At 57.0% G+C, this 26,601-nt stretch carries 23 protein-coding genes; 6 read left to right on the top strand and 17 right to left on the bottom strand.

The genetic code is table 11. The features are described from left to right. Window positions 1–16: 16 nt before the first annotated feature. From PFZ56_RS01990 to nirK, 6 genes are all read left to right on the top strand, one after another. The gene (locus tag PFZ56_RS01990; protein ID WP_102882363.1) at window positions 17–1,729 is read left to right on the top strand and encodes a DUF2138 domain-containing protein; all 1,713 of its coding nucleotides are present in this window, start codon (window positions 17–19) and stop codon (window positions 1,727–1,729) included. After that, window positions 1,714–2,373, top strand: a complete 660-nt coding sequence (locus PFZ56_RS01985; protein ID WP_170002144.1) for a DUF1175 domain-containing protein — start codon at window positions 1,714–1,716, stop codon at window positions 2,371–2,373. The genes PFZ56_RS01990 and PFZ56_RS01985 overlap by 16 nt, the downstream gene beginning before the upstream one ends. Then, a complete protein-coding gene (locus tag PFZ56_RS01980) occupies window positions 2,370–6,947 on the top strand; it encodes an alpha-2-macroglobulin (protein WP_170002142.1) in 4,578 nt (1,525 codons plus the stop codon). Before PFZ56_RS01985 ends, PFZ56_RS01980 begins: the two co-directional genes overlap by 4 nt. A gap of 1 nt (window position 6,948) precedes the next feature. Next, the gene (locus tag PFZ56_RS01975; RefSeq protein ID WP_170002140.1) at window positions 6,949–8,592 is read left to right on the top strand and encodes a DUF2300 domain-containing protein; all 1,644 of its coding nucleotides are present in this window, start codon (window positions 6,949–6,951) and stop codon (window positions 8,590–8,592) included. A gap of 3 nt (window positions 8,593–8,595) precedes the next feature. Continuing rightward, a complete protein-coding gene (locus PFZ56_RS01970) occupies window positions 8,596–9,411 on the top strand; it encodes a YfaP family protein (protein ID WP_102882359.1) in 816 nt (271 codons plus the stop codon). Window positions 9,412–9,524: 113 nt separating this feature from the next. Continuing rightward, window positions 9,525–10,613: a copper-containing nitrite reductase gene (nirK, locus tag PFZ56_RS01965; protein ID WP_170002138.1), complete on the top strand. Its 1,089-nt coding sequence runs from the start codon at window positions 9,525–9,527 to the stop codon at window positions 10,611–10,613. A gap of 33 nt (window positions 10,614–10,646) precedes the next feature. On the opposite strand, the gene PFZ56_RS01960 is transcribed toward nirK, so the two are convergent. From PFZ56_RS01960 to eutC, 17 genes are all read right to left on the bottom strand, one after another. Further along, window positions 10,647–11,729 carry a dienelactone hydrolase family protein gene (locus PFZ56_RS01960; protein WP_110596257.1) on the bottom strand — a complete coding sequence of 361 codons (1,083 nt, stop codon included), beginning with the start codon at window positions 11,727–11,729 and terminating at the stop codon, window positions 10,647–10,649. A 127-nt stretch (window positions 11,730–11,856) separates the two neighbouring features. Continuing rightward, the gene (locus PFZ56_RS01955; protein ID WP_102882357.1) at window positions 11,857–12,306 is read right to left on the bottom strand and encodes a DUF3828 domain-containing protein; all 450 of its coding nucleotides are present in this window, start codon (window positions 12,304–12,306) and stop codon (window positions 11,857–11,859) included. Between the two features lie 10 nt (window positions 12,307–12,316). Then, on the bottom strand, window positions 12,317–12,688 hold the full coding sequence (locus tag PFZ56_RS01950; protein WP_102882356.1) for a cytoplasmic protein: 372 nt from the start codon (window positions 12,686–12,688) through the stop codon (window positions 12,317–12,319). Between the two features lie 167 nt (window positions 12,689–12,855). After that, complete coding sequence (locus PFZ56_RS01945; RefSeq protein WP_170002136.1) at window positions 12,856–13,977, bottom strand: diguanylate cyclase; 1,122 nt, start codon at window positions 13,975–13,977, stop codon at window positions 12,856–12,858. A gap of 451 nt (window positions 13,978–14,428) precedes the next feature. After that, window positions 14,429–15,526: a DegT/DnrJ/EryC1/StrS aminotransferase family protein gene (locus tag PFZ56_RS01940; RefSeq protein WP_102882354.1), complete on the bottom strand. Its 1,098-nt coding sequence runs from the start codon at window positions 15,524–15,526 to the stop codon at window positions 14,429–14,431. Next, entirely contained in the window at window positions 15,523–15,885 is a 363-nt protein-coding gene (locus PFZ56_RS01935; protein ID WP_170002134.1) for an FdtA/QdtA family cupin domain-containing protein, read from the bottom strand. Before PFZ56_RS01935 ends, PFZ56_RS01940 begins: the two co-directional genes overlap by 4 nt. Further along, window positions 15,885–16,817 carry a glycosyl transferase gene (locus PFZ56_RS01930; RefSeq protein ID WP_170002132.1) on the bottom strand — a complete coding sequence of 311 codons (933 nt, stop codon included), beginning with the start codon at window positions 16,815–16,817 and terminating at the stop codon, window positions 15,885–15,887. Before PFZ56_RS01930 ends, PFZ56_RS01935 begins: the two co-directional genes overlap by 1 nt. Before the next feature lie 121 nt (window positions 16,818–16,938). Further along, window positions 16,939–17,745 (bottom strand): methyltransferase, TIGR04325 family, encoded by an 807-nt coding sequence (locus PFZ56_RS01925; RefSeq protein ID WP_102882352.1) that lies wholly within the window; start codon window positions 17,743–17,745, stop codon window positions 16,939–16,941. Further along, window positions 17,742–18,707: a glycosyltransferase gene (locus PFZ56_RS01920; RefSeq protein ID WP_102882351.1), complete on the bottom strand. Its 966-nt coding sequence runs from the start codon at window positions 18,705–18,707 to the stop codon at window positions 17,742–17,744. Before PFZ56_RS01920 ends, PFZ56_RS01925 begins: the two co-directional genes overlap by 4 nt. 37 nt (window positions 18,708–18,744) lie before the next feature. Next, window positions 18,745–19,395 carry an FkbM family methyltransferase gene (locus PFZ56_RS01915; protein WP_102882350.1) on the bottom strand — a complete coding sequence of 217 codons (651 nt, stop codon included), beginning with the start codon at window positions 19,393–19,395 and terminating at the stop codon, window positions 18,745–18,747. Continuing rightward, window positions 19,392–20,735 carry a flippase gene (locus tag PFZ56_RS01910; RefSeq protein ID WP_170002130.1) on the bottom strand — a complete coding sequence of 448 codons (1,344 nt, stop codon included), beginning with the start codon at window positions 20,733–20,735 and terminating at the stop codon, window positions 19,392–19,394. Before PFZ56_RS01910 ends, PFZ56_RS01915 begins: the two co-directional genes overlap by 4 nt. Before the next feature lie 120 nt (window positions 20,736–20,855). Then, a complete protein-coding gene (locus PFZ56_RS01905) occupies window positions 20,856–22,178 on the bottom strand; it encodes a UDP-glucose/GDP-mannose dehydrogenase family protein (protein WP_170002128.1) in 1,323 nt (440 codons plus the stop codon). Window positions 22,179–22,726: 548 nt separating this feature from the next. Then, window positions 22,727–23,254, bottom strand: coding sequence for an inorganic diphosphatase (gene ppa, locus PFZ56_RS01900; RefSeq protein ID WP_011063696.1), 528 nt, complete (start codon window positions 23,252–23,254; stop codon window positions 22,727–22,729). 239 nt (window positions 23,255–23,493) lie between these two features. Next, complete coding sequence (locus PFZ56_RS01895; RefSeq protein ID WP_170002126.1) at window positions 23,494–24,306, bottom strand: zinc-dependent peptidase; 813 nt, start codon at window positions 24,304–24,306, stop codon at window positions 23,494–23,496. A gap of 5 nt (window positions 24,307–24,311) precedes the next feature. After that, entirely contained in the window at window positions 24,312–24,968 is a 657-nt protein-coding gene (locus PFZ56_RS01890; protein WP_102882346.1) for a DedA family protein, read from the bottom strand. Window positions 24,969–25,204: 236 nt separating this feature from the next. After that, window positions 25,205–25,663, bottom strand: a complete 459-nt coding sequence (locus PFZ56_RS01885; protein WP_102865325.1) for an N-acetyltransferase — start codon at window positions 25,661–25,663, stop codon at window positions 25,205–25,207. 106 nt (window positions 25,664–25,769) lie between these two features. Then, window positions 25,770–26,594 (bottom strand): ethanolamine ammonia-lyase subunit EutC, encoded by an 825-nt coding sequence (gene eutC / locus PFZ56_RS01880; RefSeq protein WP_102865326.1) that lies wholly within the window; start codon window positions 26,592–26,594, stop codon window positions 25,770–25,772. Window positions 26,595–26,601 lie beyond the last annotated feature (7 nt).

Genomic DNA, 26,601 nt, shown 5'->3' with positions numbered 1-26,601 from the left:
TTGGGCTTTGTGAATCATGAGCGAAAACACAGCATCCCCGGCGGCCGGCGTTCCCGGCCCTGTTCAACCCGGTAGCAAACGGCGCTGGCCAGCACTGGTCGCGGGCCTGTGTCTGGTCGCCGCCGCAGTCGCGGGTGTGGGCTGCAAGCCCAAGACCCCGGTGGCCGAACTGGCCGGCGACAAGCTGGGCCTGAGTCGCCCCGACGGACTACTGGAAACCCACTCCCTGACGCAACTGCCCAAGGACCTGCTGGCGGTGCCTTTCCTGAAGGAAACCCTGACCGAAGACTTCGTCTTCTATTACCAGGCCCACGCCGACCGCCTGGGCCTGATCGGCAGCCTGCGGCGGATCATCTACGAGCATGACCTGAAATTGCAGGACAACCTGATCGAGCAACTGTTCGACCAGCCGGCGGATGTGGCGCTGTGGCGCGGTGTCGATGGGCGCCTCAAGGATTTCCTGCTGGTGATGGATCGTGGCGGGCTGGCCAAGCTGCTGGAGCCCCTGGCCAAGGTTGCCCTGGACGACACGCAACTGAGCAAGCTGGCTGAGCTGAAGGTCGGCGGCGATGCGGTGACCCTCTACCAGTTGAACTACAACGCCGGTAAATCCCTGGCGTTCGCTTCCCACGGCGACAAACTGGTGGTGCTGTCCAACCCGGCCAAGCTGTATGACCTGAGCAGCGGTGCCGACGATGAGCACGGCGCCGTCTCCACCGCTGCCCTGGAAGCCCTGCTCAACGGTGACAAACTGTTCCCCGAAGCCTTTGGCCTGGAGGCGCGCAAGCCTGAAGTGCAGCAGCGGTTGGCGGTCAATTCCAGTGTCCTGGCCATGGGTTACCAGCGTTTCATCCCCAACTTCGCCGGCCTGCGCTTCGATATGGACGCCCAGGGCTGGCACAGCTACCTGGCCATGCAAGAGCAGGACAACCAGCCGGCCTTCGACTTCAAGCCGATCTGGCAGGCCATGCCCATGGGCGCCAGTGCCTGCGTGGCGTTGCCCCTGGCAGCGGAGCAGCAGAAACCGCTGCTGGTCAAGCTCGGTGCCGAAGAGGCGGTGGCCAGCAGCCTGACTGAACACATGGCCGGCACCGCCGGCCTGTGCTGGTACGCCGACTCGCGGCTGTACACGCCGCTGCTGGTGGCCAGCCTCAAGGACAAGGACAACACCCAGCTCGATGGGGAACTGGGCAAACTGTTCGGTTCCATGGTCGGGGCTCGGGAAAGCAAGGTGCCGGAGCGCATCTTCCCCGTGGTCGAGCAGCAGAACGGCGAGGTACACCAGTGGCAGCGCCAGGTCAGTTCCAACTTCGGCCAGTACCCGGCCAAGGAAGCCAAGGACCCGCAAGCCATCACCGGCCGCGCCTTCATGCAGGTCAGCCTGGCTCGCCATGGTTCGACCCTGGTGTTCTCCCTGGACGACAAGCTGGTGAGCAAGGCCCTGGATACTTTGGATAAACGCTTCCCGCCCCTGGCCGATGTGGTACCCAAGGATGCACTGATGCCGGTGTACCTGGGCCCGCAATCCCTGGCGCAGTTGATCCAGCAGGAAACCTTCGACAGCTTGCCCCAGGACATGGAACCGGTGTTCAACAACGCCGCGCAAACCTACCTGGTGCCCAAGCTGCGCACCCTTGGCGGTTACGGCAAGTACGCCCTGACCCTGCCCGAAGGCAGTGAGCCCAACGGTCACTGGCAATGGCTGCCCCTGCAATGGCGCGCACTGTGAGTGCATGGCGCAAAAGCCTGGGCAGCCTCGGCCTGCTGGCCCTGTTGCTGAGCAATGCCGTGGGCGCGACCCAGGTTCCGCCACTGGACGTGCAGCAGTCCCAGGTGTTTCGCGCCTGGTTCGTGCGCATCGCCCAGGAGCAACTGAGTCAAGGGCCGAGCCCGCGCTGGTACCAGCAGGACTGCGCCGGCCTGGTGCGCTTTGCCGCCAACGAAGCGCTCAAGGCCCACGACAGCAAATGGCTGCGGGCCAACGGCATGTCCAATCGCTACCTGCCGCCGGAGCTGCAACTGAGCGAAGGCCAGCGTGGCCTGGCCCAGCAGTGGCAGCAGGGCGGCGGCCAGACCGGGCCCTACGTCAACGCCATCAAGCTGATCCAGTTCAACAGCCATCTGGTCAGCCGTGACCTGGGCCAGGCGCGCCCCGGCGACCTGCTGTTCTTCGACCAGGGCGACGACCAGCACCTGATGATCTGGATGGGCCGCAACATCGCCTATCACACCGGCACCACCACCCCCACCGACAACGGCATGCGCTCGGCCAGCGTGCAGCAACTGATGACATGGAAGGACACTCGATGGATACCCGACCCCGCCAACCCCAACTTCATCGGCATCTATCGACTGAACTTCCTCACCCAATGAGCGAATCGCGTATGTGGCGTTTTCTGTTTCGACTGACTGTTGTTCTGACCCTCGCGGCCCCCGCGAGCCTGGTCAATGCCGAAGACTCGGTGCCGTCCAGCGATTACGCGGCGGTCTCCGGCGAAAGTTTCTTCCTCCTGGCCGACAGCAGCTTTGCCAGCGACGAGCAGGCCATGGTGCGCCTTGAGGCCCCGGGCCGGGATTACCGGCGCTTTCGCATGGAGCCCTACGGCGGCGCGGACATCCGGGTGTACCGGATCAACCAGCCGCTGGACTTCCTCAAGCGCCAGAAGAACCTGCACCGGGTGGTCAGTGACGGCCAGTTCAAGGGCGAGGGCCTGTCCAACACCCTGGCCTACCTGTGGGACAACTGGTATCGCAAATCCCGCCGGGTGATGCAGCGCGCCTTCTCCTACGAGTCACGCAAGCAGGTGACCGAGGAGGTGCCGGAATTGAAGGTCGGCAACTCCATGCTGGCGCCCACGCCCTATGACGCCCAGCCGCAATTCGCCCTGATTCCGGGGCTGCCGCTGGTGACCCAGTTCCGTTATCCGCTGTGGCAGGCCAAGCCGATCCAGCCGCCGGCCGGGGTTGACCTGTCCGGTTCCTCCAGCCAGTTCATCAACGTCGCGCCGGGCAACGTCTACATCCCGCTGGGGCAACTCAAACCGGGCCTGTACCTGGTGGAAGCCCTGGTGGGCAAGTACCGCGCGACCACCATGGTCTTTGTCTCCAACACCGTGGCGGTGAGCAAGATTGCCGGTGACGAACTGCTGGTCTGGGCCGCGGGCAAGCATGAAGGCAACTCCGTGCCCAAGGTCAACGTGCTATGGACCGACGGCCTGGGCGTGATGAACAGCGGCGCCACTGACGAACAGGGCCTGGTGCGCCTGAAACACGTCAGCCCCGAGCGCTCCTACGTGATCGGCGAGGACCAGGAAGGCGGGGTATTCGTCTCCGAGAACTTCTATTACGACAGCGAAATCTACGACACCAAACTCTATGCGTTCACCGACCGGCCGCTGTATCGCCCGGGGGATTGGGTATCGCTGAAAATCGTCGGCCGCGAGTTCAAGAACGCCCGGGATTCGGTGCAGCCGGGTGCCGGCACGGTGAATGTCAGCGTGCTGGATGCCGCCGGCACCGCGCTGCAGAACCTGACCCTGAATCTGGATTCCAAGTCTGGCACCCAAGGCCGTTTCCAACTGCCGGAAAATGCCGTGGCCGGTGGTTATGAGTTGCGTTTTGCCTACAAGGACCAGGTCTACAGCAGCGCCTTCCGCGTGGCCGAATACATCAAGCCGCACTTCGAGATTGCCCTGAGCCTGGCCAAGCCGGACTTCAAGACCGGCGAGCCGGTGAAGGGCAACCTGGTGCTGCTCTATCCGGACGGCAAGCCGGTGGCCAATGCGCGCCTGCAACTGAGCCTGCGGGCCCAGCAGCTGTCCATGGTGGACAACGAACTGCAGTACATGGGCCAGTTCCCGGTGGAACTGACCAGTGCCGAGCTGACCACTGACGCCAAGGGCAGTGCCACCCTCGATCTGCCGGCGGCCAGCAAGCCGAGCCGCTACATGCTCACCGTGTTCGCCAGTGACGGCGCGGCCTATCGGGTCAAGACCACCAAGGAAATCCTCATCGAGCGGGGCGCGGCGAGCTTCAGCCTGAGTGCACCGCAGCGTTTCAGCGCTGCTGGCGACAAGGTGCAGTTCAGCTACGTCAACCAGAACACCGGTGAGCAGAGCCAGAAGGTTTCCCCCAGCCGCTACAGTTGGGTGCGCCTGGAAGACCAGTCCACCGGTGAGGGCAAGCTGGGCGAGGCCGACAAGGGCTTTGCCCTGGCCTTCGAGCGTCCCGGCACCTACAACCTGACCCTGAAGGACGAGCACGACCGAGTACTGGGCGGCACCAGCCACTCGGTCACCGGCGAAGGCGTTAAAGCGGTGCCGGGCACCGTGGAAATTGTTCTCGACAAGGCCGAATACAAGACCGGTGACGAAGCCCTGGCGCTGATTACCTTCCCCGAGCCGATCAACGATGCGCTGCTGTCGCTGGAGCGCGACAAGGTCGAAGCCACGGCGCTGCTGTCCAAGGGCGGCGACTGGCTGAAGGTGGAAAAACTCAGCCCTACCCAGTACCGCGCCCGGGTGCCGGTGAAGGACAACTTCGCACCGAACCTGACGTTCTCTGTGCTCTACACCAAGGGCGGCGAGTACAGCTTCCAGAATGCCGGGATCAAGGTGCTGACACCGCAGATCGATGTGGCCATCCACACCGACAAGGACAAGTACCAGCCGGGTGACCTGGTCACCGTGGACCTGTCCACCCAGTTCGCCGGCAAGCCGGTGCCGGCGCACCTGACCGTCAGCGTGGTGGACGAGATGGTCTACGCGTTGCAGCCGGAAGTAGCGCCGAGCATCGACCAGTTCTTCTACCACCCTCGGCGCAACAACGTGCGCACCAGCGCCAGCCTGTCGTTCATCAGCTACGACGTGGCCCTGCCGGGCAGCCCGACGGCCCCGGGCAAGGCCAATCGCAGCGAGCGTGGGGTCAAGGTGCTGGAGCGGCCACGTCGTGAAGACGTCGACACCGCCGCCTGGCAGCCGGAGCTGGTGACCGATGGCAGCGGCAAGGCGCGTTTCACCTTCCGCATGCCGGATTCCCTGACCCGCTGGCGCATTACCGCTCGGGCCATCGCCGATGATGGCCAAGTGGGGCAGAAGAAACAGTTCGTTCGTTCCGACAAGGCTCTGTACCTGAAGTGGAGCGGCCCGACCCGCTTGCGCAGCGGCGACAAGCCGGACCTGGGGGTGTTTGCCTTCAGCCAGTCCGAACAACCGGTCAAGGCCGAGCTGGTGATTCATTACGCCGGGGAATCCCAGCGCCTGCCGCTGACCTTGAACAGCGGCATCAACTATGTGGCGCTGCCGGCCATTGCCCCGGGCAATGGCGAGTGGAGCGCCGAGCTGGTGCAGGGCGGCAAGACTGTGGACGCCCTGGCTGTGCGTCTGGTGAGCAGCGCGGCCGGCTGGCAGACGGTGCAAACCCAGAGCCTGGACGTGGTCAGCACCACGACGCCGTTGGGCCTGCCGGCCGATGCCGCAGAGATTCGCCTGCGTCTGGACGACAGCCCGCAAGCGCTGTTCCGTTCGGCCCTGGATGGGTTGCTGGAATACCCCTATGGCGGCGTCGAGCAGACCGCCAGCCAGTTGCTGCCGTTGAGCGTTGCCTACCCGGCGCTGGCCAGTAACCCGCAGATCCGTGATCGGTTGCGCCTGATCATGCAGAACAGCCGCCTGCGCCTGGTGCATATGGCCGGGCCGCAAGCAGCCTTCACCTGGTGGGGCGAAGACGCCGAACCGGATGCGTTCCTCACCGCCTATGCCTATTACGCTGACTGGAATGCCAGCAAGGTCATGGACCTGAACCTGCCGCCGGAACACTGGCAGCGGGTGCTGGAGGTCTATGCCAAGCAGGCCGGCAGCACACCATTACTGCAACGGGCGCTGATCCTGTCCTTCGCCCGTGAGATGAACCTGCCGATCAATACCCTGGTCAGGGGACTGATGGATGACCTGGCCAAGGTGGGGGCCGGTCCGGCTGCCAGCATGGATGACGACAGCAGCGACAGCCTGGTGATGGTGGACCCGGATTCGGCCCTCGGCCTGGCCAGCGCCCGGGTGCTGACAGCCGCCCTGGCGCGGGACGCCAAGGTCACTCCGCCACCTGCCTTCGTGGCGCAGTTGGAGGCGGCACAGCAGCAGGTCGACATCAGTTCGCTGCCGTTCGCTCAGGCAATCAATCTGTCCTTGAAGCCTTTCGATCAAGCGACGGCGCGCGCATTGCTGCAACGTCTGCTGCCATCGCAACCGACCCTGGACCGTGCTCTGGCCCTGACCTGGCTGCAGCGTAGCGTGGCCCAGTCGGCACCGGCCGAGGCCCTGAATCCGGGGCAGGGCTGGCAACAGCAGCAGGGCGCCAGCGGCGAACGCTACTGGCAGTGGCAAGGGCCGCAGGTGCCGGCCGTGCTGACCCTGGACAAGGTGCCGGAGCGTCCGCTGCAGGCCTCGGTCAGCTACCTGAGCAAGCTGGACATGGGCACGCCGTCGCCGGTGAACATTACCCGTCGCCTGTTGCGCCTGGTGCCCGGGGATGAAGCCTTCACCTTCAAGCTGGAGCCGGTGGGCAACAAGCCGATCGCCAGTGACGGCCTGTATCTGGACGAAGTGATCATTGCCAACGAGGGCAACCGGCCGCTGCTGTACGGCATGCTGGAAGTGCCGTTGCCGCCGGGCGCCGATGTCGAACGCACCACCTGGGGTATCAAGCTGGCCGGTCCTGCGGGCACTGAAGCGGCGTCTCTGGAAAAAGCGCGTTTCGAACCCGGGCAGATGAGTTACGCGGTGCCGCTGGATGCGTTGAACGACAACAGCGAAGTGCGTCTGCGGCATCTGATCCGCTTCTCCCAGAAGGGCCAGTTCAACCTGCCTGCGGCACGTTACTACCAGGTGTATGCGCCAGAGCATCAGGCCCAGGAACGTACGCCGGCACTGGGTCAGGTCACGGTCAAATAACATGACGCGGTGTTGGGCCTGGTTGTGCCTGTGTCTACTCCCTGGGCTGGTGACAGCCCAGGACGAGCCTCTGCGCCTGGCCTGGAAAACCGCCCCGGACAGCGAGCTGGTGAGCCTGAGCAAGACTCAGGTGCTGGCTCGTGAGCCGTTGCCGCAGGACCTGCAAGCTCCCTTGGGCAGCATCTGGAAACTCTTCGTCTACGCCTGGCTGGTGGATACCGGCGCACAAGAACCGGCCTATGCCTGCCAGGGCAAGTCCAAGGACGAGGTCTATTGCTGCACGGCAGGCGGCAGCATTGCCCGGGATCAGGCCCTGGTTCGCTCCTGTGGTCTGTACTTCGAGCCTCAGCGCTTGCAGCTGTCCAGTGCTGACTGGCGCGCCTACTGGCAAGCGCGCAATGCTCCGGGTTGGCTGCAGGACCTGGACCAGTTGCAACCCCAGACCCGGGTTCCGGTGGCGCAGCTGTTGCAGGTGCTGGCGCTGCTGCCGGCACGGGATACGGCGCGGCGTGTGCTGCTGGATGTGGTGCTCAATGCCGGTGACGGTGCCGTAGCGGGCGAGGTGGGCGGGCGCCTGCGGGTCAAGACCTGGAGCTGGCTGGCGGATCAGGACCCGCAGTCGCGCCAGGGCGGCTTTGCCGGTTGGCTGGTGGATGGTACGCCGCTGTGGGTGGGCGGGCGCGGTACTAGCCAGCGGGTGCTGAAGGACTACGCCCAGGCCCTGAACCAAGTGCTGCCGGACAATCCGCCTGTGGATAAAGGCCGTTGTGTGGAAGTCAGCCTGTTTTCCCGCTACCCGCTCAAAAGCGTCAGCCAGAAGGGTCAGCCAGCCAGGCCGGGCGCTCTGCAAGGGGATTATCGGGTGGAATTTGCCAACGGCAACCGGCTGGATATCCACAGCGCCGGCGAGTTGTTCCTGCAGCAAGACCCTGCGGCCCAGCGACTGGTGGCGCGCCTGGACCGTGAAGAATATGTGGCCCGTGTGCTGCAACGCGAAGCCAGCAGTGAACCGGCGGAGGCCGCCAAGGCCCTGGCCGTGGCGATCCGCACCTACCTGCTGCAGAACGCCGGACGCAGCGGCGAATGCCTGAGCATCGACGACAGCAGCAATCGCCAGCGGGTCGCGCCGCGCCCGGCGACCGCCCAGGCCAGGGCCATTGCCGCCTGGACCAGCGATCTGGTGCTGGCCGGCACGCAAGTCACCTACCACTCGGACCTGAGTGCGCCGGACAAACTGTCCTGGCAGCAGGCCGTTGAACAGGCGCGCGCTGGCCAGCGTTACGACGCCATCCTGCTGCATGCCTACCCTCGGGCCAGCCTCAGCCGCTGGGACAACCCGGTGGCGTCTTGCGAACCCTTGCCCGCAGCTCAGGAGTGGCTGTTGAAACAGCGTCGGCGCTGGCGCCAGCCGCTGGAGCAAGAGATCGGCTACAACGAAATCAGCCAGTTCGCCGTGTGCCGCCTGAGCTTCGGTCGGCCCTACGTCGACCGCGAACGACAACGCATCTACGTGCGTGGCGTGCTCTCGCTGCAAGACCGCCTCGACCTGACTCACGAATACCTGCACCTGGCCTTTGAAGCTCATCCCAACGGCCAGGATGAAACCTACATCGAAGGGCTCGCCCGTCATCTTTTATTGGAATAGGCCATGAAACTTCCTGCTCCCCCGGTCCTCCTGTTCCTTTGCGGAATGTTCAGCCTGCCCATGGCCCTGGCCGACAGCGGCATCCAGCTCGACACCCCCAAAGGCGGCTGGCGTACCCGCGCTGTCGATGGCGAGCAATACATTCAGGAGGTCAACTACCCGGCCTCTTCGGTGAACACGCCCCAGGGCCAGGCCAATACCGCGCGTATCAGCGGGCAGATCAAAGGCGCGCCCAAAGCGAGCAAGGAGCCGGGCCAACTGATCGTCAATGGCGTCAGCATGCCGCTCAAGTTCAATGAACAAGGTGGTTTCGACCGGCCGTATTCCTTCCCCAATGGCAGCAACAGCGTTGAAGTGCGCAGCCCGGACGGCCAGCAGCGCAAGCGCGTGCAGTTCCTCAATACCGGCGGTGGCGTGACTCCGCCCAAGTTGCGGGTGCTGCTGTCCTGGGACAGCGACAACACCGACCTCGACCTGCACCTGGTGACCCCAGACGGCGCGCACATCTGGTATGGCGAGCGCGTGGCCCCCAACGGCGCGGCCCTGGATGTGGACGTGACCACCGGCTACGGCCCGGAGATCTTCTCCATGCCGGCGCCGCTCAAGGGCCAGTACCTGGTGTATGTGAACTACTACGGTGGCGGCTATCGCAGTGACGATGAAGACGGCGGCCAGGAAAACGCCGTGCAGCCCCTGACCACGGCCCAGGTCACGGTGATTACCGAGGAAGGCACGCCGGATGAGAAGAGCGAATCATTCATCGTGCCGATGCGCGCCCCCGGAGAGCTGACCCTGGTACGCAGTTTCAGCTATCCATGATCGGGCTCAATCTATCCGCCTGCCCGAGCATTGGTTCATTGCCCTGAGACAATACGATTGCCCGGTGTTTGCCTTGCAATGAATCACCATTCATTGGCAGGGAAATGCGCAACATGGGTAGGTTTCAATCGTGGTTGAAGTGTTGTGTGGTGGTTGGCAGCTGCGCCTGCGGCGTGGTGTTGGCCGCAGGGGCCGACGGGCTGCAGAGGGTCAAGGTTGACCTGGTGGCGCCGCCCCAGGTGCACGCCCATGAACAAGTGGTCAGCGGGCCGCCGAAGGTCGTGCAGTTTCGCATGACTGTGGAAGAGAAAAAGATGCAGGTGGATGACCAGGGCACCACCTTGCAGGCCATGACCTTCAACGGCTCCATGCCCGGCCCGACGCTGGTGGTGCATGAGGGCGACTACGTCGAGCTGACCCTCAGCAACCCGGCCAGCAACAGCATGCCCCACAACATCGATTTTCATGCGGCCACCGGCGCCTTGGGCGGCGCGGCCCTGAATCAGGTACTGCCGGGACAGGAGGTGGTGCTGCGCTTCAAGGCCGATCGCAGCGGCACCTTTGTCTACCATTGTGCGCCGCCGGGCATGGTGCCCTGGCACGTGGTGTCGGGCATGAGCGGGACCTTGATGGTGTTGCCTCGCGAGGGCTTGAAAGACCCCGCCGGCAAACCCTTGCGCTATGACCGGGCCTACACCATCGGTGAGTTTGACCTGTATATCCCCAAGGATAAGGACGGGCACTACAAGGACTACCCGGACCTGGCCTCCAGCTACCAGGACACCCGTGAAGTGATGCGCACGCTGACGCCGAGTCATGTGGTGTTCAACGGTCGGGTTGGTGCTCTGACCGGGGCCAACGCCCTGACTGCCAAGGTCGGCGAAAGCGTGCTGTTCATCCATTCCCAGGCCAACCGCGATAGCCGTCCGCACCTGATCGGCGGTCATGGCGATTGGGTCTGGACTACCGGCAAGTTCGCCAACGCTCCGCAACGTAACCTGGAGACCTGGTTCATTCCTGGCGGTTCGGCGCTGGCGGCGCTCTACACCTTCAAGCAGCCGGGCACCTACGTGTACCTCAACCACAACCTGATCGAGGCCATGGAGCTGGGGGCGCTGGCGCAGGTCAAGGTCGAGGGGCAGTGGGATGACGACCTGATGACTCTGGTAAAAGCCCCCGGGCCCATCACTTCGGGCAAGTGATAGCAGCCGGGGCTCAAGCCCCGGCACCTGGCATCAGAGGTTCAGGGCGAACTTCAGGTAGCCCGGATACGCCTGGCGCCAGTCGTCCTGGAAGGTGTGGCCTTCGGCATGTTCATGGCTCTGGACCTGGTTGCCGGGCTCCAGGGCCTGTTGCGTGGTGGCGGTGAGCTTCTGGTTGCTCTCGTGCTCCTGGGCGCCATGGACAATGACGATGCGCTTGTCCCGGGCCCGGGTTTCGCCGAACGGAATCCGGTAGCCGCCGGGGGACAGCAGCAACGCGCCGCTGTACTGCTGCGGGTATTCGGCGATCAGGTGCGAGGCGTGCTCGGCGCCTTGGGAGAAGCCCATCAGGGCAATGCGCGAGCGGTCGATGCGAGTCTGTTTTTCCAGCTTCTTCAGGGCGGCGTTGACCGCCTCCTGGGTGGTGTCCACCGAATGCTGCTGCCACATGAACTGGTGCTCGTCGCGCTTGAGGGTGCCGTTGATGCCCACCAGCACGGCCTGCTCGCCCACAAGGTCGGTGCGCATATCGACGCCGTCGCTGCCCTCGGTGCCGAATCCCGATAGCCAGACCACCACCGGCCAGCCTGCGGCCGGGGCCTTGCCCTGGGGAACACTGAAGGCCGCAAGGCCGGCATCCTTGGCCTTGGCCGGGTAGTTCTGTTCCGCGGCTCGCAGCAGCTTCTGGTAGGCCGGGGTCTGCTGCAGGGATTGCAGTTCGTCGTCTTCCTTGAGAATCACCAACTGCCAGAAGCCTCGCTCGCGGGCCTGATCGAGGAATTCGGCGGCGCGCTTGTTCTTGTCCATGGCGGCCAGGCTGCCAGCCGCCTGGTAAGAGGCGTAGGCATTCTTCGGGTCGAGGCGGGCGGCGGTCAGGTAGTAGGCGAGAGCGCCAGCGTAATTGTCATGCTGGCTTTTTTCGTTGTCCCCGGCCTCAATGAAATCCGCCGGCGTGGCCTCGTCCAGGTACAGGTTGGCCATACCGGCCAGGCCTTGCCAACGGCCCTTGGCGACGTCCTGTTGCGCATCGGCGTGGGCCCAGGAACCGCTGAGGCTCAGAGCCCCGAACAACGAGAGGAATGACAGGGGCAGGCGTACTGCGGCCGGCAACGACATGACTGAGCGTCCTTTTTCAGTGAAGGAAGTCCCGGGCCGTTGCCCGAAACGGCGCGCAGCTTAGCATGGTGGATCGCCCTGGCGGACGACCCGTGCACTGGCTGGATTCAACGCCCAAACGCCAGAATCAGTCGCTCTGATCGGCGGTGGAAAGTACCTCGTCGATCTTCCAGCAGCCCTTGTCCTTGATCATCCGCACATCGACGATCTGGGTGGTATCCGGGGTGCTGCCCAGCGTCACCTGCTCCTTGGCGCTGGAGCCCTGGATCTGCGGTTCACTGACCTTGATCTGAGTCAGCCACTCGTCCATGTAGTCCTGGGCCTTGAGGAAGTAGTCCTCTTCCAGGCCATCGGGGCTGGCCATCTGTTTCTTGATCTTGGCGATCAGTGAGTCAGAGACGTATTTCTTCATCTCGGGGACGTTGTCGGTCAGAGGGTCCTTGTCTTCGCTGAAGGTTTGCAGGTACCAGCTGTAGAAGGCCTGAGTGGCGGGTTTTGGCGAGCTGGCGCAGTCGGCCAGGGCGACCGACTGATGCATGGCGACCGCTGCCAACAGCGAGCAGAACAGCATTCTCATGGGGAACCCCTTACGGATGGCGATAGATTTTGTAGGCAGGCTTTTGCACCCGATAGGAGTGACCCGGGTAAAAACCGTGCAGTTGCTTGAAGTCTGACACCCAGATGGTGCCGTTGAACATCGCCATGTGGCCGTGGGGGTGCCCGGGAATGGGCTGGATTATGACCACGTCGCCTGCTGCGGGCGTCTGGCCGGCCGGTTGCTCGATAAAACCGGCAGAGGTCAATGAAGAGCCGAAATCCTTGGCCGAGTGCTTCCTGTGCAAAATCACCCCACCGCCACCGGCTTCGATCGCTTTGCGGGTATAGGCCGCGCAGCGCCCGGTACTGCCGGCGTGAGCGTGCGCGTTCAAGTGACTGATAGCGGCTTGTTTATTCCACATTCCTTGTTATCCGAGAGTCCTGAAGAGCGGCGATTCTATGCTTGCGCAGGGGGGGCGGAAATACTGGCTAAGTGCCTTTTCTTCGGGCTTTGGGGGGCGTATCACAGTTATCGTTCAGGCCGCTAAAACCGCGTTGAGTCCACTTCGGCAAAGGTTGCCCTGACCATTCAACCTGGCTGTAGCTCAAGGACGTTGCGCGCCGCCGTTTGCACCCGGTTGCGCCCCCGGTCCTTGGCGCCATACAGCGCTTCATCGGCCAGGGAAAGCAGGCGCGGCAGATCGTAGCCTTGGGTTTCACTGGTTACTACGCCAATGCTGACACTGAGCAGCCCTGGCTCCAAAAGAGGCAACCGGGCAAATGCCTGGCGAATCCGTTCGGCGACCCGCACGGCGGACTGCTCGTTGGTCGATTCCAGCAGGCAAGCGAACTCTTCACCGCCGATGCGGGCAAACACGTCTTTGTCGCGCAGGTTTTCCGAGAGCACCCGACTGAAGGCGATCAGCGCCTGGTCACCGGTCTGATGGCCAAAGGTGTCGTTCAGGCGCTTGAAATGGTCCAGGTCGCACAGCAGCAAGGCCAACGGCGCACCTCTGCGCTGGCATTCGATCAGCATTTGTTCGCCATGGACCATGAATGCCCGGCGGTTGCCGATTCCCGTCAGGGCGTCGCAGAAGGCCGCGGCCTTGAGGCGCAGTTCGACCCGTTCCTTGACCATGCACAGGGTCACGTAGGCGATGCCGATCACATACAGCATCGATTCGAACAACATGAGCGAGAACAGCGGCACTCCGGCGCCGTAGCCTTTGAACACCTGATCCATGGCCAGGCCCTGGTCAATCACCGCGCGCACGCTGTAGAACACGGTGTGCAGCAGAGTCAGGGCCAGTGCAGGCATATAGGCAACTTCCAACTGCCGACGGCTGCGCCAGAACTCCAGCATGATCAGCAGGCCATAGCCGGCCACCAGCAGCGAATACACCGAGACCCGAACCGTCATCGACTGGTAGAACGCTGGAACCATGCACAGGGCCAGCCAGATGCCGGCCCCGGCGAGCATGCCCGGGGCATGGGGCGAACGCCCCGCGAACACCCGCATGGCCGTCCAGTTTAAGGCTGCGCTGAGTAAAAGGGTCACGTTGCCTAGGACCTTGGGCACGAGATCGGCCTCAAGGTCGCGCAAGCTGACAAGCAACATTCCGGCAGCCGCCAGCAACATCGTGCCGCCTAGGTAGGCCAATGCACGCTCACGGGTTTCCCGCAGCCAGGCATGGAAGGTTAGCAGTCCCATTAAGAAGAAAATGAAGACTGACACCACGAGCAGTGTGGGGATGTGAAGTTCCGTACTCAGGGATATGGCCAAGCATCCTATCAGGGCTGAGTTGCGAGTATTGGTGCAATTGCAAATGGTGCTGGAAACTTACAGTTGGAGCTCTTATTGGTCGTTTTTTTGTTTCGTTCTGAACGTAAGTTGTAGGGGATGAGTTGATATTATGTAAATGGTGTCGGGGTTGTCAGTGGGTTTTAAAGTTTGGTGGTTCAGGTGGTTTTTTTTGGTGAATGGTGTTGGTTGGAAAGTGATTGTTCAAAAAAAAATGGTGTTTTGGTGTGTCACTTTAAATCTTATTGGATTTTGTGTGAGTGTGTTTTTGGAAGTTGAACAGGAAAGTGTTTAAAAGGTGAGCTGGCCAAACAAGAGCTGGTCTGTGTTTGGCACATAAGTGCTCTGTTGTTTTTTGAGCTTACCCGTGCTCGGCAATAAAACTATTCGCAGTTTTACATACGAAAAGAATATCTTCCTTAGTATGAAAGAAAGAGATGGGCAAGCTTAATGTGGTTTTGTGTATTTGCTCGGATATGGGGAAGCTACCGCTAATAATTCCCTTCATAGCAACCTGGTCAATAGGGGGGATCGGGTAGTGAATTTCGGTCCCTACGCCATGCTCTAAGAGATAGTTTTTCAGCTTGTCGCGATGGGGGTGTCTTATATTGAAGATATGGAATACATCTCCAAAGTCTTCATTGCGAAGAGGCTTGATGAATGCCTTGTCAAGATGGGTGAAGTATATTTCAGCTAGAGCCTGTTTGTGTTTGTTTATTTTCTCTAGCGACTTGAGTTTTATGTTCAGGAACGCAGCTTGTAATTCATCAAGTCTGGAGTTGTAGCCCACTAATTCATTATGGTATTTTTTTACAGATCCATAGTTTCTTAGTTTTTTTATGACGCTATCTAGAGCCTCATTGGCACTTATAACAGCTCCAGCATCACCCAGCGCTCCCAGGTTTTTAGTAGGGTAGAAGCTGAAACAACCGAAGTCTCCAAAGGTGCCTGTTATCTTGCCCTTATAGGTCGAACCGTGAGACTGAGCGCAATCTTCAATAAGGCGTAGTTCATGCTTTTTGCAGATATCTAGAATTGGGTCCATATCGCAGGATTTGCCATATAAGTGTACAACCAAAATGGCTCGAGTTCGTTGTGTAATATGGGCTTCGATTTTACCAGGGTCTATATTGTAAGAGTAAAGGCAGGGCTCAACCAATATAGGCTTCAATCCAAGGCGCACAATCGCGATAATGGTTGCAATATAGGTATTTGCTGGAACGATGACTTCATCTCCGGCTTGGAGGTCTAGTGCTTGCAGTGCAAGAACTAATGCATCAAGGCCGTTGGCGACACCAGTACAGTAATCCGCACTCAAATATTCAGCAAAAGCTGACTCGAATTGAGCGACATTCTTTCCTAGTACGTACCATCCACTTTCGAGCACTTGTTTGAAGGCGCTTTCATACTCCATGAAGAAAGGAGCGTTCAGACGACCTAGATTTTCATATTCGATCATGGATATTTCTCATCAATATAGTCAGATGAATCATAAAGCTCAGAAGCTAGGACCAGTAAAGTCGCTGATGTGGTGAAATCTTGCATTGTATGCCAGTCTTTTGCATCCAAAAGCAAACATTGATCAGGACTATCTAAAGTGTAGGTCCTTTTATCAGTTCCATCATCTACAAAAATTTTACAACTACCACCCAGGCAGATCAGCGCTTGTTTAGTAGTTTTATGACGGTGTCCGCCACGCTGACCTACAACATTGTAAATGTAATAAATTCGCTTTACTAAGAATGGTATCTGTTTTTCTATTACTGATAGAGATCCTCGTGCATCAGTAAATGTTGGGATAACTATCAGTTTGGCCATTATCTATAAAACCAGTTGATTAAATGAATATTATAACACCCGGTTATTTTTTGTCGCAACTTTCGTGCAAGGCTCCTCCAGTCATTGGGAGCGGGCCTGGTGATGGATAGGCTGCCAGTGGCTGACGTCTTGGTTTGAATTGACTGCTCAATTTGCATGAGATGCTTTACGTATGGCTGGTATACCATTTTTTTGGTTTTTTCGGAGAGTCTATACCCCCCAAGATCAACCTTCTGATCTGGTAGGATTTTAAATCCATGAAAGTGGAAAAAGACCAAGTCGAATGCTTGCTGCGTAGTCAACTCAGTGCCTGTTACCTGTTGATCAGTAAGAGTAAAGGCATATTGTTGTACATTCCAAGGGGCCACACCACCACCTAAATGGTAGAGCACATGAACCTCCTCGAAGCGTTCCGTCCAGTCGTCCAGATACTTCTGATCGCCGAAGCGCCCATCTTCGAACCTATCGAAACACCACTCTAGGCATGCTTCTGCCCACCAGCGAAGGGCTTTCATCCCTGCTTTTGTGGATTTGAAGGTCATGAATTGAACGCAGTATTTTCCACTGGTAGTCTCTTGATTGTATATCTCTGTGTAGCGGTGTTCCGTGATCAGGACGGAGTTGCTCTGCATCTCATCAATGAGAACGACTGGATTTGAAAAGAAATATAGATCTGCATCCAGATAGGTGCAGTTTTCTAAATTATAATGCTCTAGTGCATGCAGGATAGTAAAGGGAGTGCATGTCCAACAGTATTCACCTGGGCTACGCTCTTTCTTAACTGAGAGCAGCGCCTCGGTTTCAAACTCCTCTAGGGATATTATCGTTACGTTAGGAAGATTTTCGTTTGAAAGGTATTCGTAGGATAGTTTGTCAAATGCGAATATGAATAAATGAAAGGTCTGGCAGTTGACGCTCAAGGATTCATACATGGCAAGTCCTCGAGACATGTATCGAGAGTCAAATAATGTGCAAAAGTTATACATGTTGCTATCCCTGAGGCTTTGGTTTTTCTTGGGTGTTTACGTTTGGGTGCAAGTTGATGGCTGAAAGTTAAGCGAGTTTTTCAGCAAAGATCCCCATGTACTCACCGCCTTTGATGTCACCGTCAATATGTGTAGGGAAACATTCTAGGATTTTATAATTGTGGCTTTTCAAATGGCTGATTATCTTGTCAAGGTCGAGTATGCGACAGGGGTAGCTCGCTGAGTATATAGATGGATGTACCCGTTGTACTTTGATTATGTCTCGACCATTTTTTCCCATGGGGGTTCGATCAATCAAAACGAAGGGGGGGGCAACCGAGAGTAACCGTTCAAGCCACTCGTACGGCTCAGGTAGATAGTGCAGGACACTTGAGAGTAAAATTACATTTGGTTGATGCGCGCTGATACTTTCTTCAATGGTTTTATGGAAGCAAAGACTCTGGTCTTCAAGGTGTTCTGAGCCGAAGCTTGTAAAATGTTCCTGCTCAACAATTGACCAGTGTGTCTTCAGTCCAGAGATAAACAGTCGATTGTTGAAATAGCTACTGCCCAGGCTTCCCCCGAAGTCCAGTACATTCAGTTCGCCGGAGGAGCGAGCGGCAACGTGCATTAGACAGGCCAGCGACTCCCAGGAGTATTGGGGGGACTCGAAAAGTACAGAGTCACGTTCACAAAAATACTCTCCACTCTTCACTTTAAGTGCGGCCTGTTTGACGCTCTCAAAGATGGGGCCTGCGGCGTAGCCGTCCTTGCATTCGTCTTCAGCTTCTTGCCAGGATGGGTAGTCTCCCATAAAGCCGAAACGTGAGCTTTTAATCGCTCTGTATGCGCTGAGAATTATTGGCGGTAGAAACTGCTTTATAATTTTCTTCATCGTATTCTCCGCATAATTGCACGAATGGCTCGGCGAAAAAAACTCGGTCTGGTTGAGTAGAAGTATTCCGTTATTCGAGCCCGGGCGACTGTATTTTCTTTTGTACTATTTAATGACAATGGGGGGTAGTGTTTCAAAATGTCGGCATCAAAATGATTAGTTGTTTCAGAATGAGTGCCTGAGCCATCATTGCCAATATTATGGACGAATGATTGTGATGGATAAAGTGTAACCATTCCTCTTAGGAATGCAGATGCATACCAGCGTATAGCCCAGGAGTTATTTTTACCCTCCACTTGATCTTGAAGCATTTTTGTATATTTGTAGCCTCCTGAGAAGTCAAAGTCTGCTTTGTCAGGGGCGTTATTAATTTGCTCTAGTAACAAGTTTCCATCAGCTTCAAAGTGTTGCCAGGCACGGTCCCAGGTTGCCCAGCCCCAGCAGTCTGCTCCCTTTATGAAAAAATAATTAGGCAGGTTTTTATTGTTTATCGGATAAATGTAGCCATGAATACTCGCGACCTCAGAGTGCTCTTGGTACATCTCAAGAGCGTCATTCATGTAGTTTAGAAAGTATGGGCTTGTAACTAAATCATCTTCTAGGACAATGATCCGTTTACTGGTTTTCAAGATTTCGCTGACACCGCTTATAATAGATTTGGCGAGTCCGAAATTCTGTGCTCTGTGGATGATGGTAACCGACTGAAAGCCCGTTATTGACGTGAGATAGTCTCGAACCTTTGAGACGCCTTCTTCATTTTTTTTCGATTTTGCCGAGTCCGAATAGATAAAGATATCCGTTTTAGGCGCCAGTTTATTTAGCTGTAACGAGTTTATGGTTGACCGTAGATGTTCAAGTCGGTCATATGCAAATATTACAACTGGCGCGTACAAAATAATCTCTCCAAATTTCAGGTTGCCACAAGGTGTGCTTGTAACACCCAAGCAGGCTTCTATGGGCATCCATCATCTGACTGTAAGTTTTTTGGTGGCTTGGGTCTTAAAGCCCCAAGCAATTTCCTGATTTGTAAAATATGGAAGTTTCCGAAATATAAGTCACGATGGGGGCTAGCCCCCTGAATTCAAGTTTCCGATATCCATTGCTAATTAAGAAATCAATACCTTCTTGGTACTCTTCTCTGTCTGAGTTGTCGAGTAATATAACGCCATCCTCAGCAATTTTGCGGATGCTTTGCTTAAGACAATTAACTCGATCTCGTCCGTCTACTACAATGATGTTCCAGTTTTCACCGCATTCCAATGCGCGGCAGTATTCACCATCGTACGACAATTCGACATATTGAAGGGTGGCATTTTTAGGCATTTCAGATTTAACTTTTTCATACCAGTTGAAGTCGTGCTCAACCGAGCTCACCACTGCAGCGCGTTTTGCCCACCACAAGGTACTGTTACCACTGCCGTACTCAAAAACCTTCATATTTTGGTTGATGCGTCGCGATAAAAAATCTATAGCAGGATACGTGATCCAAGGTATTGGATTGGAGTCTGCATCGATAGAAGCGTACGAGGTTGCACTTAGCTCCCAGCCATAATTTTTAATGGCGTTTCTTTTTAGTCTGAATATATAGAGAAGCCCAGTCTTTTTTAATATGAGCTCGAAAGCTGGGCGTAGGTATTTCTTTATATTCACGTGTGTGCCTCTTTTAAGAATAGAATGCCTTTGATTTGCAGGATAAAGGACTCTTTTGCAAAAAACCAATTTATCCCTACTGCAGATACAAATTGCGCAATTATGGCTACGATTGCCGCTCCTTTAAGGCCGTAGATTGGGATTAGGAGTGAGTTTAAGATAATGCAGGAGGCGGCACCTAGCAGAGTTCCATATAATCTAACCATTCCTTTTTTTTCATTGACCAGCCACAAGCTATGCGCAACGCCGAGCCAGGTAAAGCAATTTGAGAATATATATATTCTAAGAATGCCGGCGGATTCGCTAAAGTCTGCTCCGAATAAAAGTGAGACAATAAATTCGGAAAGCGCTGCGGTGCACAAGGCTATAAATAATGCGGCATAGAAGTTGGCTCTGAATATTTTGATTAAAAGTGATCTATATCTTTCTTTGTTTTCACCATGCAGTCTACTGATGGTTGGCATCAAAACGACCGATATAATGACAGGGACAAAATTTGGAGCCATGGCGATAGGGAGAATTGCAGAATATATGCCCAAGGCTTTTGCTCCTAACATCTCTTTAATCATGAGTTGGTCAATTCTCATGTAGATGATGACTGCCAAGCCGCTTAAGATAAATGGCCAGCACTCTTTTAAAAGCGCTATTGCTGTACTTCTTACTGTGTGCCATCTTTCATTGCAGGGGAAACGTCTGTAAGCAAAAAATAGCCCGGCTGCTGAAATTATTATGTCTAGAGATATAGCCATTGCAAAGGCAATTAGGGGGGCATTTGAAAGTATCATTAGTACTTTCAGGATACTCGAGATTATGTAAGCTACTAGTTTTGCGATAACGGTGCGTCGATTCTGGCCTTGGCTCTGAAACCATAGATCAATTGTATCTGCAGCCTGGAAAATTAGTGTGCCGCCAGCAAGTGCTGCTATTAATACAGTGGAGCTTTTCCAGTCATGTATAATTGCCATGCTACATACGGCAACTAACCAACAAATAACCCCTGCCAGAAGACGTAGACTAAAACTGGTGCCTAGTATGTAGCTGGCGGCATCTTTGTTTCGTGATATCTCGCGAATGATGATTCCGTCCAGTCCCAAGGTTGCAACCGCTTGGAAAAACGCAATATAAGCAACAATGTATGCAAGCTCTCCGTACTCAGTTGGCCCTAGGTATCGCGCTACCCAGGCGCCAACAAGTAGCCCAAGAAACATTCGGACGAACTTGTCAAGTAGTAACCATCCGCTGTTGTGGATGATCGAAAAGATATTCACTCGTCCGCTTAGTCGCTCACGTAGGGGGGGCGGTAGAAAACGTAACCAAACGGGGTTTTTAAAGTTGCTCATATTTACAATGTATGAAGATGTTGTGCATTGCACCATCTCTAAAGTTTTTGGGGGGTGCGTTCAATTAATGGCTTCTGGATTATTTAATTTTGGAGTTGGCTTTTTATATAAAGTTATTGATTATCGGCCAATTGAGTAATAGGCAATGTTTTTGTTTTTCATTCTTTCTGTTTCAAACAAGTTTCTACCATCAAAAATAACCGGCTGACTAAGTTTCGCTGAAATCAGCCCGAAATCGGGAGCTTTAAACGCCTGCCACTCGGTAATGATCACCAAGGCATCCGCTCCCTCCAGTGCCGCCTCTTTGCTTAGGCATAGGCGAAGGTCGGCCCTGTCTTGATAAATCCGCTGCGCCTCACTCATTGCTTCTGGGTCGAACGCTTGAACAATAGCTCCGGCTCCCCATAGCGCTTCCATCAATACTCTGCTTGGAGCTTCGCGCATGTCGTCGGTATTGGGCTTGAAGCTCAGACCCCAAAGCGCAAAGACCTTACCTTTTAGCTCACCCTTAAAGTGGTTGAGTATTTTTTGGTATAAGACGCGCTTTTGTTCGTTATTACGATGCTCGACAGCTTTGAGAACCCTTGCGTCGAAATCTATGGATTCAGCGGTTCGAACCAGGGCTTGGACATCTTTGGGGAAGCAGGAGCCGCCATAACCTGCACCTGGATATATAAATTGATAGCCGATGCGCGGGTCGGAACCGATGCCTTGGCGAACCATTTCAATATCAGCGCCCAGTCTTTCCGCCAAGTTGGCCATTTCGTTCATGAAGCTGATTTTTGTTGCAAGCATGCAGTTGGCTGCGTATTTCGTCAGCTCCGCGCTGCGAACGTCCATGATAATGATTTTTTCATGGTTGCGGTTGAAGGGCGCATAGAGTTCGCGCATAGCATCTTCAGCGCGTTTGCTCGCCGTTCCAATCACAATACGATCAGGACGCATGCAGTCTGCTACCGCAGAACCTTCTTTCAGAAACTCTGGGTTTGAAACAACATCGAAACCAAGATCAGCTCTGTTGCGTTTGGAGAGGGCTGTGGCAACACACGCCCCCACTTTGTCAGCTGTACCTACAGGTACGGTCGACTTGTTGATGATGATTTTCGAGTTTTGCATGTTTGTCGCGATGGTTTCAGCTACCGTCAGGACGTATTTGAGGTCGGCTGAGCCATCCTCGTCGGGAGGTGTACCTACCGCGATGAACTGGATATCACCATGCATCACACCTTCGGCTGCATCAGTCGTGAATTGTAGGCGACCAGCCGCGTAGTTATTTGTTACTAGGGTCTCTAGACCCGGTTCATAGATCGGAATCTTTCCTTTTTTCAGGTTTTCGATTCTATTTCGATCAACATCAACGCACACCACATGATGTCCCACTTCAGCCAACACAGCTCCTTGGACAAGCCCAACATAGCCCGTGCCGAAAACGGTGACATTCATAAATAATCCTTTCTTAGAAAAACTGCAGATATGACCTGTAGCAGGGGGGCTAGGCGGTGCTCGGTGTTTTTTGCCCCGTACCTTGTTGGTTCCAGACCTTTTTGTGCATAGGCTATCAGGGAGATTTTAGAATTGGGTAGGATTATTTCGGTGTAATTAAAAAGCCGGCTTGTGGCCGGCTTCTCGGGGACTGGCTTGGTTCATTTTTGGTAAACCGCACCAGCCTTCAAAACGTACACCCAGCTCTTGCGGCTGGCTGTGGGACTGGGCAGGAAAGTCATCCGCTTCGTCGGGCGATCTGACCGCAGGGAGGGTCGATGCGCAAATGTGGGGCGCAGCATACGCATATTCGCCGGCAATTCCCAGTGCGAAGCGCTATCCAGAGGCCCTGGGGACGAAAATAGTGCGTGGGAATTTGTTGCCGGATGCGTGTTTGGTGCGGCCTTGTTGGCTGGCAAGACGGCTGCGATGGGGGAACAGGTACGAAAAAGCCCCGATCACTCGGGGCTTTCTCTTGAAGCTTGTCGCTCGAAGCTTAACGCTGCTTCTCAGCCTTTATAGGCGGCAACCGACTTCAGGATCTCGGCGCGGGCTGCATCGGCATTGCCCCAACCGTCGATCTTCACCCACTTGCCTTTTTCGAGGTCTTTGTAGTTCTCGAAGAAGTGCTTGATCTGTTCCAGCAGCAGGGCTGGCAGGTCGGTGTATTCCTTCACGTCGACATACAGCTGGGACAGCTTGTCGTGAGGAACCGCGATCACTTTGGCATCGCCGCCGCCGTCGTCGGTCATGTTCAGGATGCCCACTGGGCGAGCACGGATCACCGAGCCTGGCGCTACTGGGTACGGGGTCACGACCAGCACGTCGAGGGGGTCGCCGTCGTCAGCCAGGGTGTTGGGGATAAAGCCGTAGTTGGCCGGGTAGAACATGGGGGTGGCCATGAAACGGTCAACGAACAGGCAGTCGCTGTCTTTGTCGATTTCGTACTTGATCGGCGCGTGGTTGGCCGGGATTTCGATAGCGACGTAGATGTCGTTCGGCAGGTCTTTGCCCGCCGGAATCTTGCTGTAGCTCATTGGGCGTTGCCCCCGTTAGTTGACCAAATGACTTGGCCGGATTGACCAAAAAGTGGCGGCGATTATAGACACACTCCGCAACCGATGCTACGTGCCAAGGGTCGTAGAACCTTGGTTGTACTGTCTCGCAGACATGTTCGGGTGGGCCGTGCGACCGGCGGTTTTGCCATCGGTCGGCAGGCTTGGCAGTGGTCTTTCAACTGGCCTTCAGATGAACAACGTATCAGCGCGACAGGACATTAGTGATGCGTTTGATAGACCGGATCTTCAGCTTGAAGTTGCTGCAGTCGGGCCAATGGATTCTGCCGATAAAACAGCTGCAACTGTTCATAGACTTTCGGATAGGCCGCCACGAGCAAGTCCGGGGCACTGAAGAAGTACTCGCTGGTGACGGCGAAGAACTCCGCCGGGTTTTCCGCCGCGTAGGGATCGATGGCGGTTTCCGCCTCCGGATCATGGTCGAGCTGGCGGTTGAGATCGTCGTAGGCACTTTGCATCACCTGCGCCCAGTCGCTGACCCGCATGTCGCTGTGCAGCGGCGGCAGGCCATTGGCGTCGCCGTTGAGCATGTCCAGCTTGTGGGCCAGTTCGTGGATCACCAGGTTGTAGGCTTCCCAACCGCCACTGGCCAGCACCCCAGGCCAGGCGAGGATGATCGGGCCCTGCTGCCAGGCTTCACCGCTGTGCTCGCCGTCCCATTCATGCTCGATACCGCTGGCATCGCGGTGGCGCTGGGGGCTGAGGAAGTCGTCGGGATAAAGAATGATTTCATGGAAGCCCTGGTACCAGTTCAGGTCGCCCAGGTGCAGCAATGGCAGTTGCGCCTGGGCTGCCAGCAGCAGGCGTTGCTCCTGATGCAGCTCCACGCCGGGCAGGGCGGTGAGGTGCTTGTCATCGAGAAACAGCACGCTGGCTTCCCTGAGCCACTGGTCCTCGGCAACGCTGAGGCCGTCGAGGAAGGGCAGGTGCTGGCGCACCCGCTGCCAGGTTTCATCGCTGACCGGGTGCTTGGCCAGCCGGCGCTTGCGGCGCCAGGCACTGAGGGACCACATGGTGTTTAGCGGGTTTCGGCTTTTTCAGCGCTGCGGCCGAAGCGGCTGCGCAGCACGCCAATGATCATCGGCACCAGGGACAGCAGGATGATGACCACCACCAGCAACGACAGGTTTTTCTTGATGAACGGTACGTTGCCGAAGAAGTAGCCCAGGGTCACCAGGCCGCCGACCCAGAGGATGGTGCCGATCACGCTGAAAGCGAAGAATCGTGGGTAGGGCATGCGGGCCACGCCAGCGACGAACGGTGCGAAGGTGCGGATGATCGGCAGGAAGCGCGCCAGGGTTACGGTCTTGCCACCGTGTTTTTCATAAAAATCATGGGTTTTCTGCAGGTAGTCGCGACGGAAGATCTTCGAATTGGGGTTGCTGAACAGTCGTTCGCCCGCGGTTCGCCCGATCACGTAATTGGTGCTGTCACCGAGGATCGCCGCCAGCATCAGCAGGCCCCCCAGCAGCACCGGGTCCATGCCGCCGCCCGCAGCGACTGCGCCGGCGATGAACAGCAAGGAGTCCCCGGGCAGGAACGGCGTCACCACCAGACCGGTTTCACAGAAAATCACCAGAAACAGGATGGCGTAGATCCAGGGCCCGTAGTTGGTCACCAACATGTCGAGGTAAACGTCGAGATGAAGGAGTAGGTCGATCGGGTTGAAATCCATGGGGGCACCTGTGGTGACAGCCTGGCTCGGCAGGCCTGTGCGATGACTCGGAGAAAGGGACTACAAGGATGTGTAGATTTTCTTACGCGCCGAAAAGGGCGGCCATTATAAAGGCAGAGAGGTGAAATGCGTGTTCAGATTGTAGCGGGGCGTTTCGGCGCGCAAAGCGCGGCAGGCCACCTGGGATCACCCCGGCCTGAGGGACTAAAGCGGCCCGCAGGCCGCTGTCGGTGAGATCAGCTATCGCTCAGAGGCAGGACGTAGTTCTTGAACTCGCTGTCTTCGCGAAAGCCCATGGACTCGTAGGTTTTCTGCGCCACGGCGTTGTTGCTGCTGGTGGACACACGCAGGCGGACGGCGTTGGTTTCCTTGGCCATCTTCTTTGCGGTGCGCATCAGGTTGTCGGCCACCAGCTGGCGCCGGGCATCTTCAGCGACGTAGATGTCGTTGAGAATCCATACGCGCTTGAGCGACAGGGAGGAAAAGCTTGGGTACAGCTGGCAAAAACCCAGCAATTTATTGCTGTCATCATCGGCCAGGGCCAGGTAGATCACCGATTCCTTGCGTCGTAGGCGCTTTTCCAGAAAAGCCCGGGACGAATCCGGATAGGGCAGGGCGCCATAGAACTCGCGGTATTTGACGAATAACGGGGTCAACAGATCCAGGTGCTCGAGGGTTGCTTGAGTAATCCGCATGGTGGCTCTCAACTTCAAGTGGATGTGACGGCACAGGTTGGATGACTCGGGCAGCCGTGTTCCGATGCTGCCCAAAGCGGGAAAAAAGCGCAATCGTCTTGCAAAATCACGCTTGGGGCGGCCCTAGAAGGAAGTTGCCCTTCATGTCTGCCGTTGAGTCGCTGTCCAGAGTCTGCACTTGTGCTTCGTCTTTGAGGTTTACTCCCGACAATTGCCGGCGGCAGGCTTCACGCATCAAGTACAGCAGGCGATGGGCGGCCATGCCATAGCTCAGGCCTTCCAGGCGCACATTGGAGATGCAGTTGCGATAGGCATCGGTGAGCCCGACTTTCGGCTGGTAGGTGAAGTACAACCCCAGGCTATCGGGAGAACTGAGCCCGGGACGCTCACCGATCAGGATCACAGTCATCTTCGCCCCCAGCAGTTCGCCAATCTCGTCGGCCACCGCTACCCGACCCTGTTCCACCAGGATCACCGGCGACAGCGACCAGCCTTCGGCGGCGGTCTGTTCCTCCATGCGCGCCAGAAAGGGCAGGGTGTGGCGATGCACCGCCAGGGCCGACAGACCATCGGCCACCACCACCGCCAGGTCGACCCCACCGGGATGGGCGCTGGCGTAGTCGCGCAGGCTCTGGGCCGATTCATCACTGAGCCGGCGCCCCAGGTCGGGGCGTTGCAGGTAGCTGTGGCGATCGGTAGCGGCGCTATGGAGCAGCAGGCTGTCACGGCCGCGCTCGGCCAGTTGGGCGCTCAGGCCGGCGTGGTCGAAGGGCAGGTGCACGGCATCCCGGGCCTGGGCGTGGGCGAATTGGAAGTCCAGTTGGGCGCCGGTCGGCAAGCTGGTGCCGGTGCGGCCCAGGGCGATGCGCGCGGGGGTCAGGCGGCGCAGTTCCAGCCAGGGATTTTGCGAGTCGGTCGGATGTTTTTGCATGTGCCTG

The organism is Pseudomonas danubii (assembly GCF_042980055.1).
GTDB classification, from domain to species: Bacteria; Pseudomonadota; Gammaproteobacteria; order Pseudomonadales; family Pseudomonadaceae; genus Aquipseudomonas; species Aquipseudomonas danubii.
Note: the sequence above shows the minus strand (reverse complement) of the source record. Positions and strands in the feature narration are given on the sequence as shown.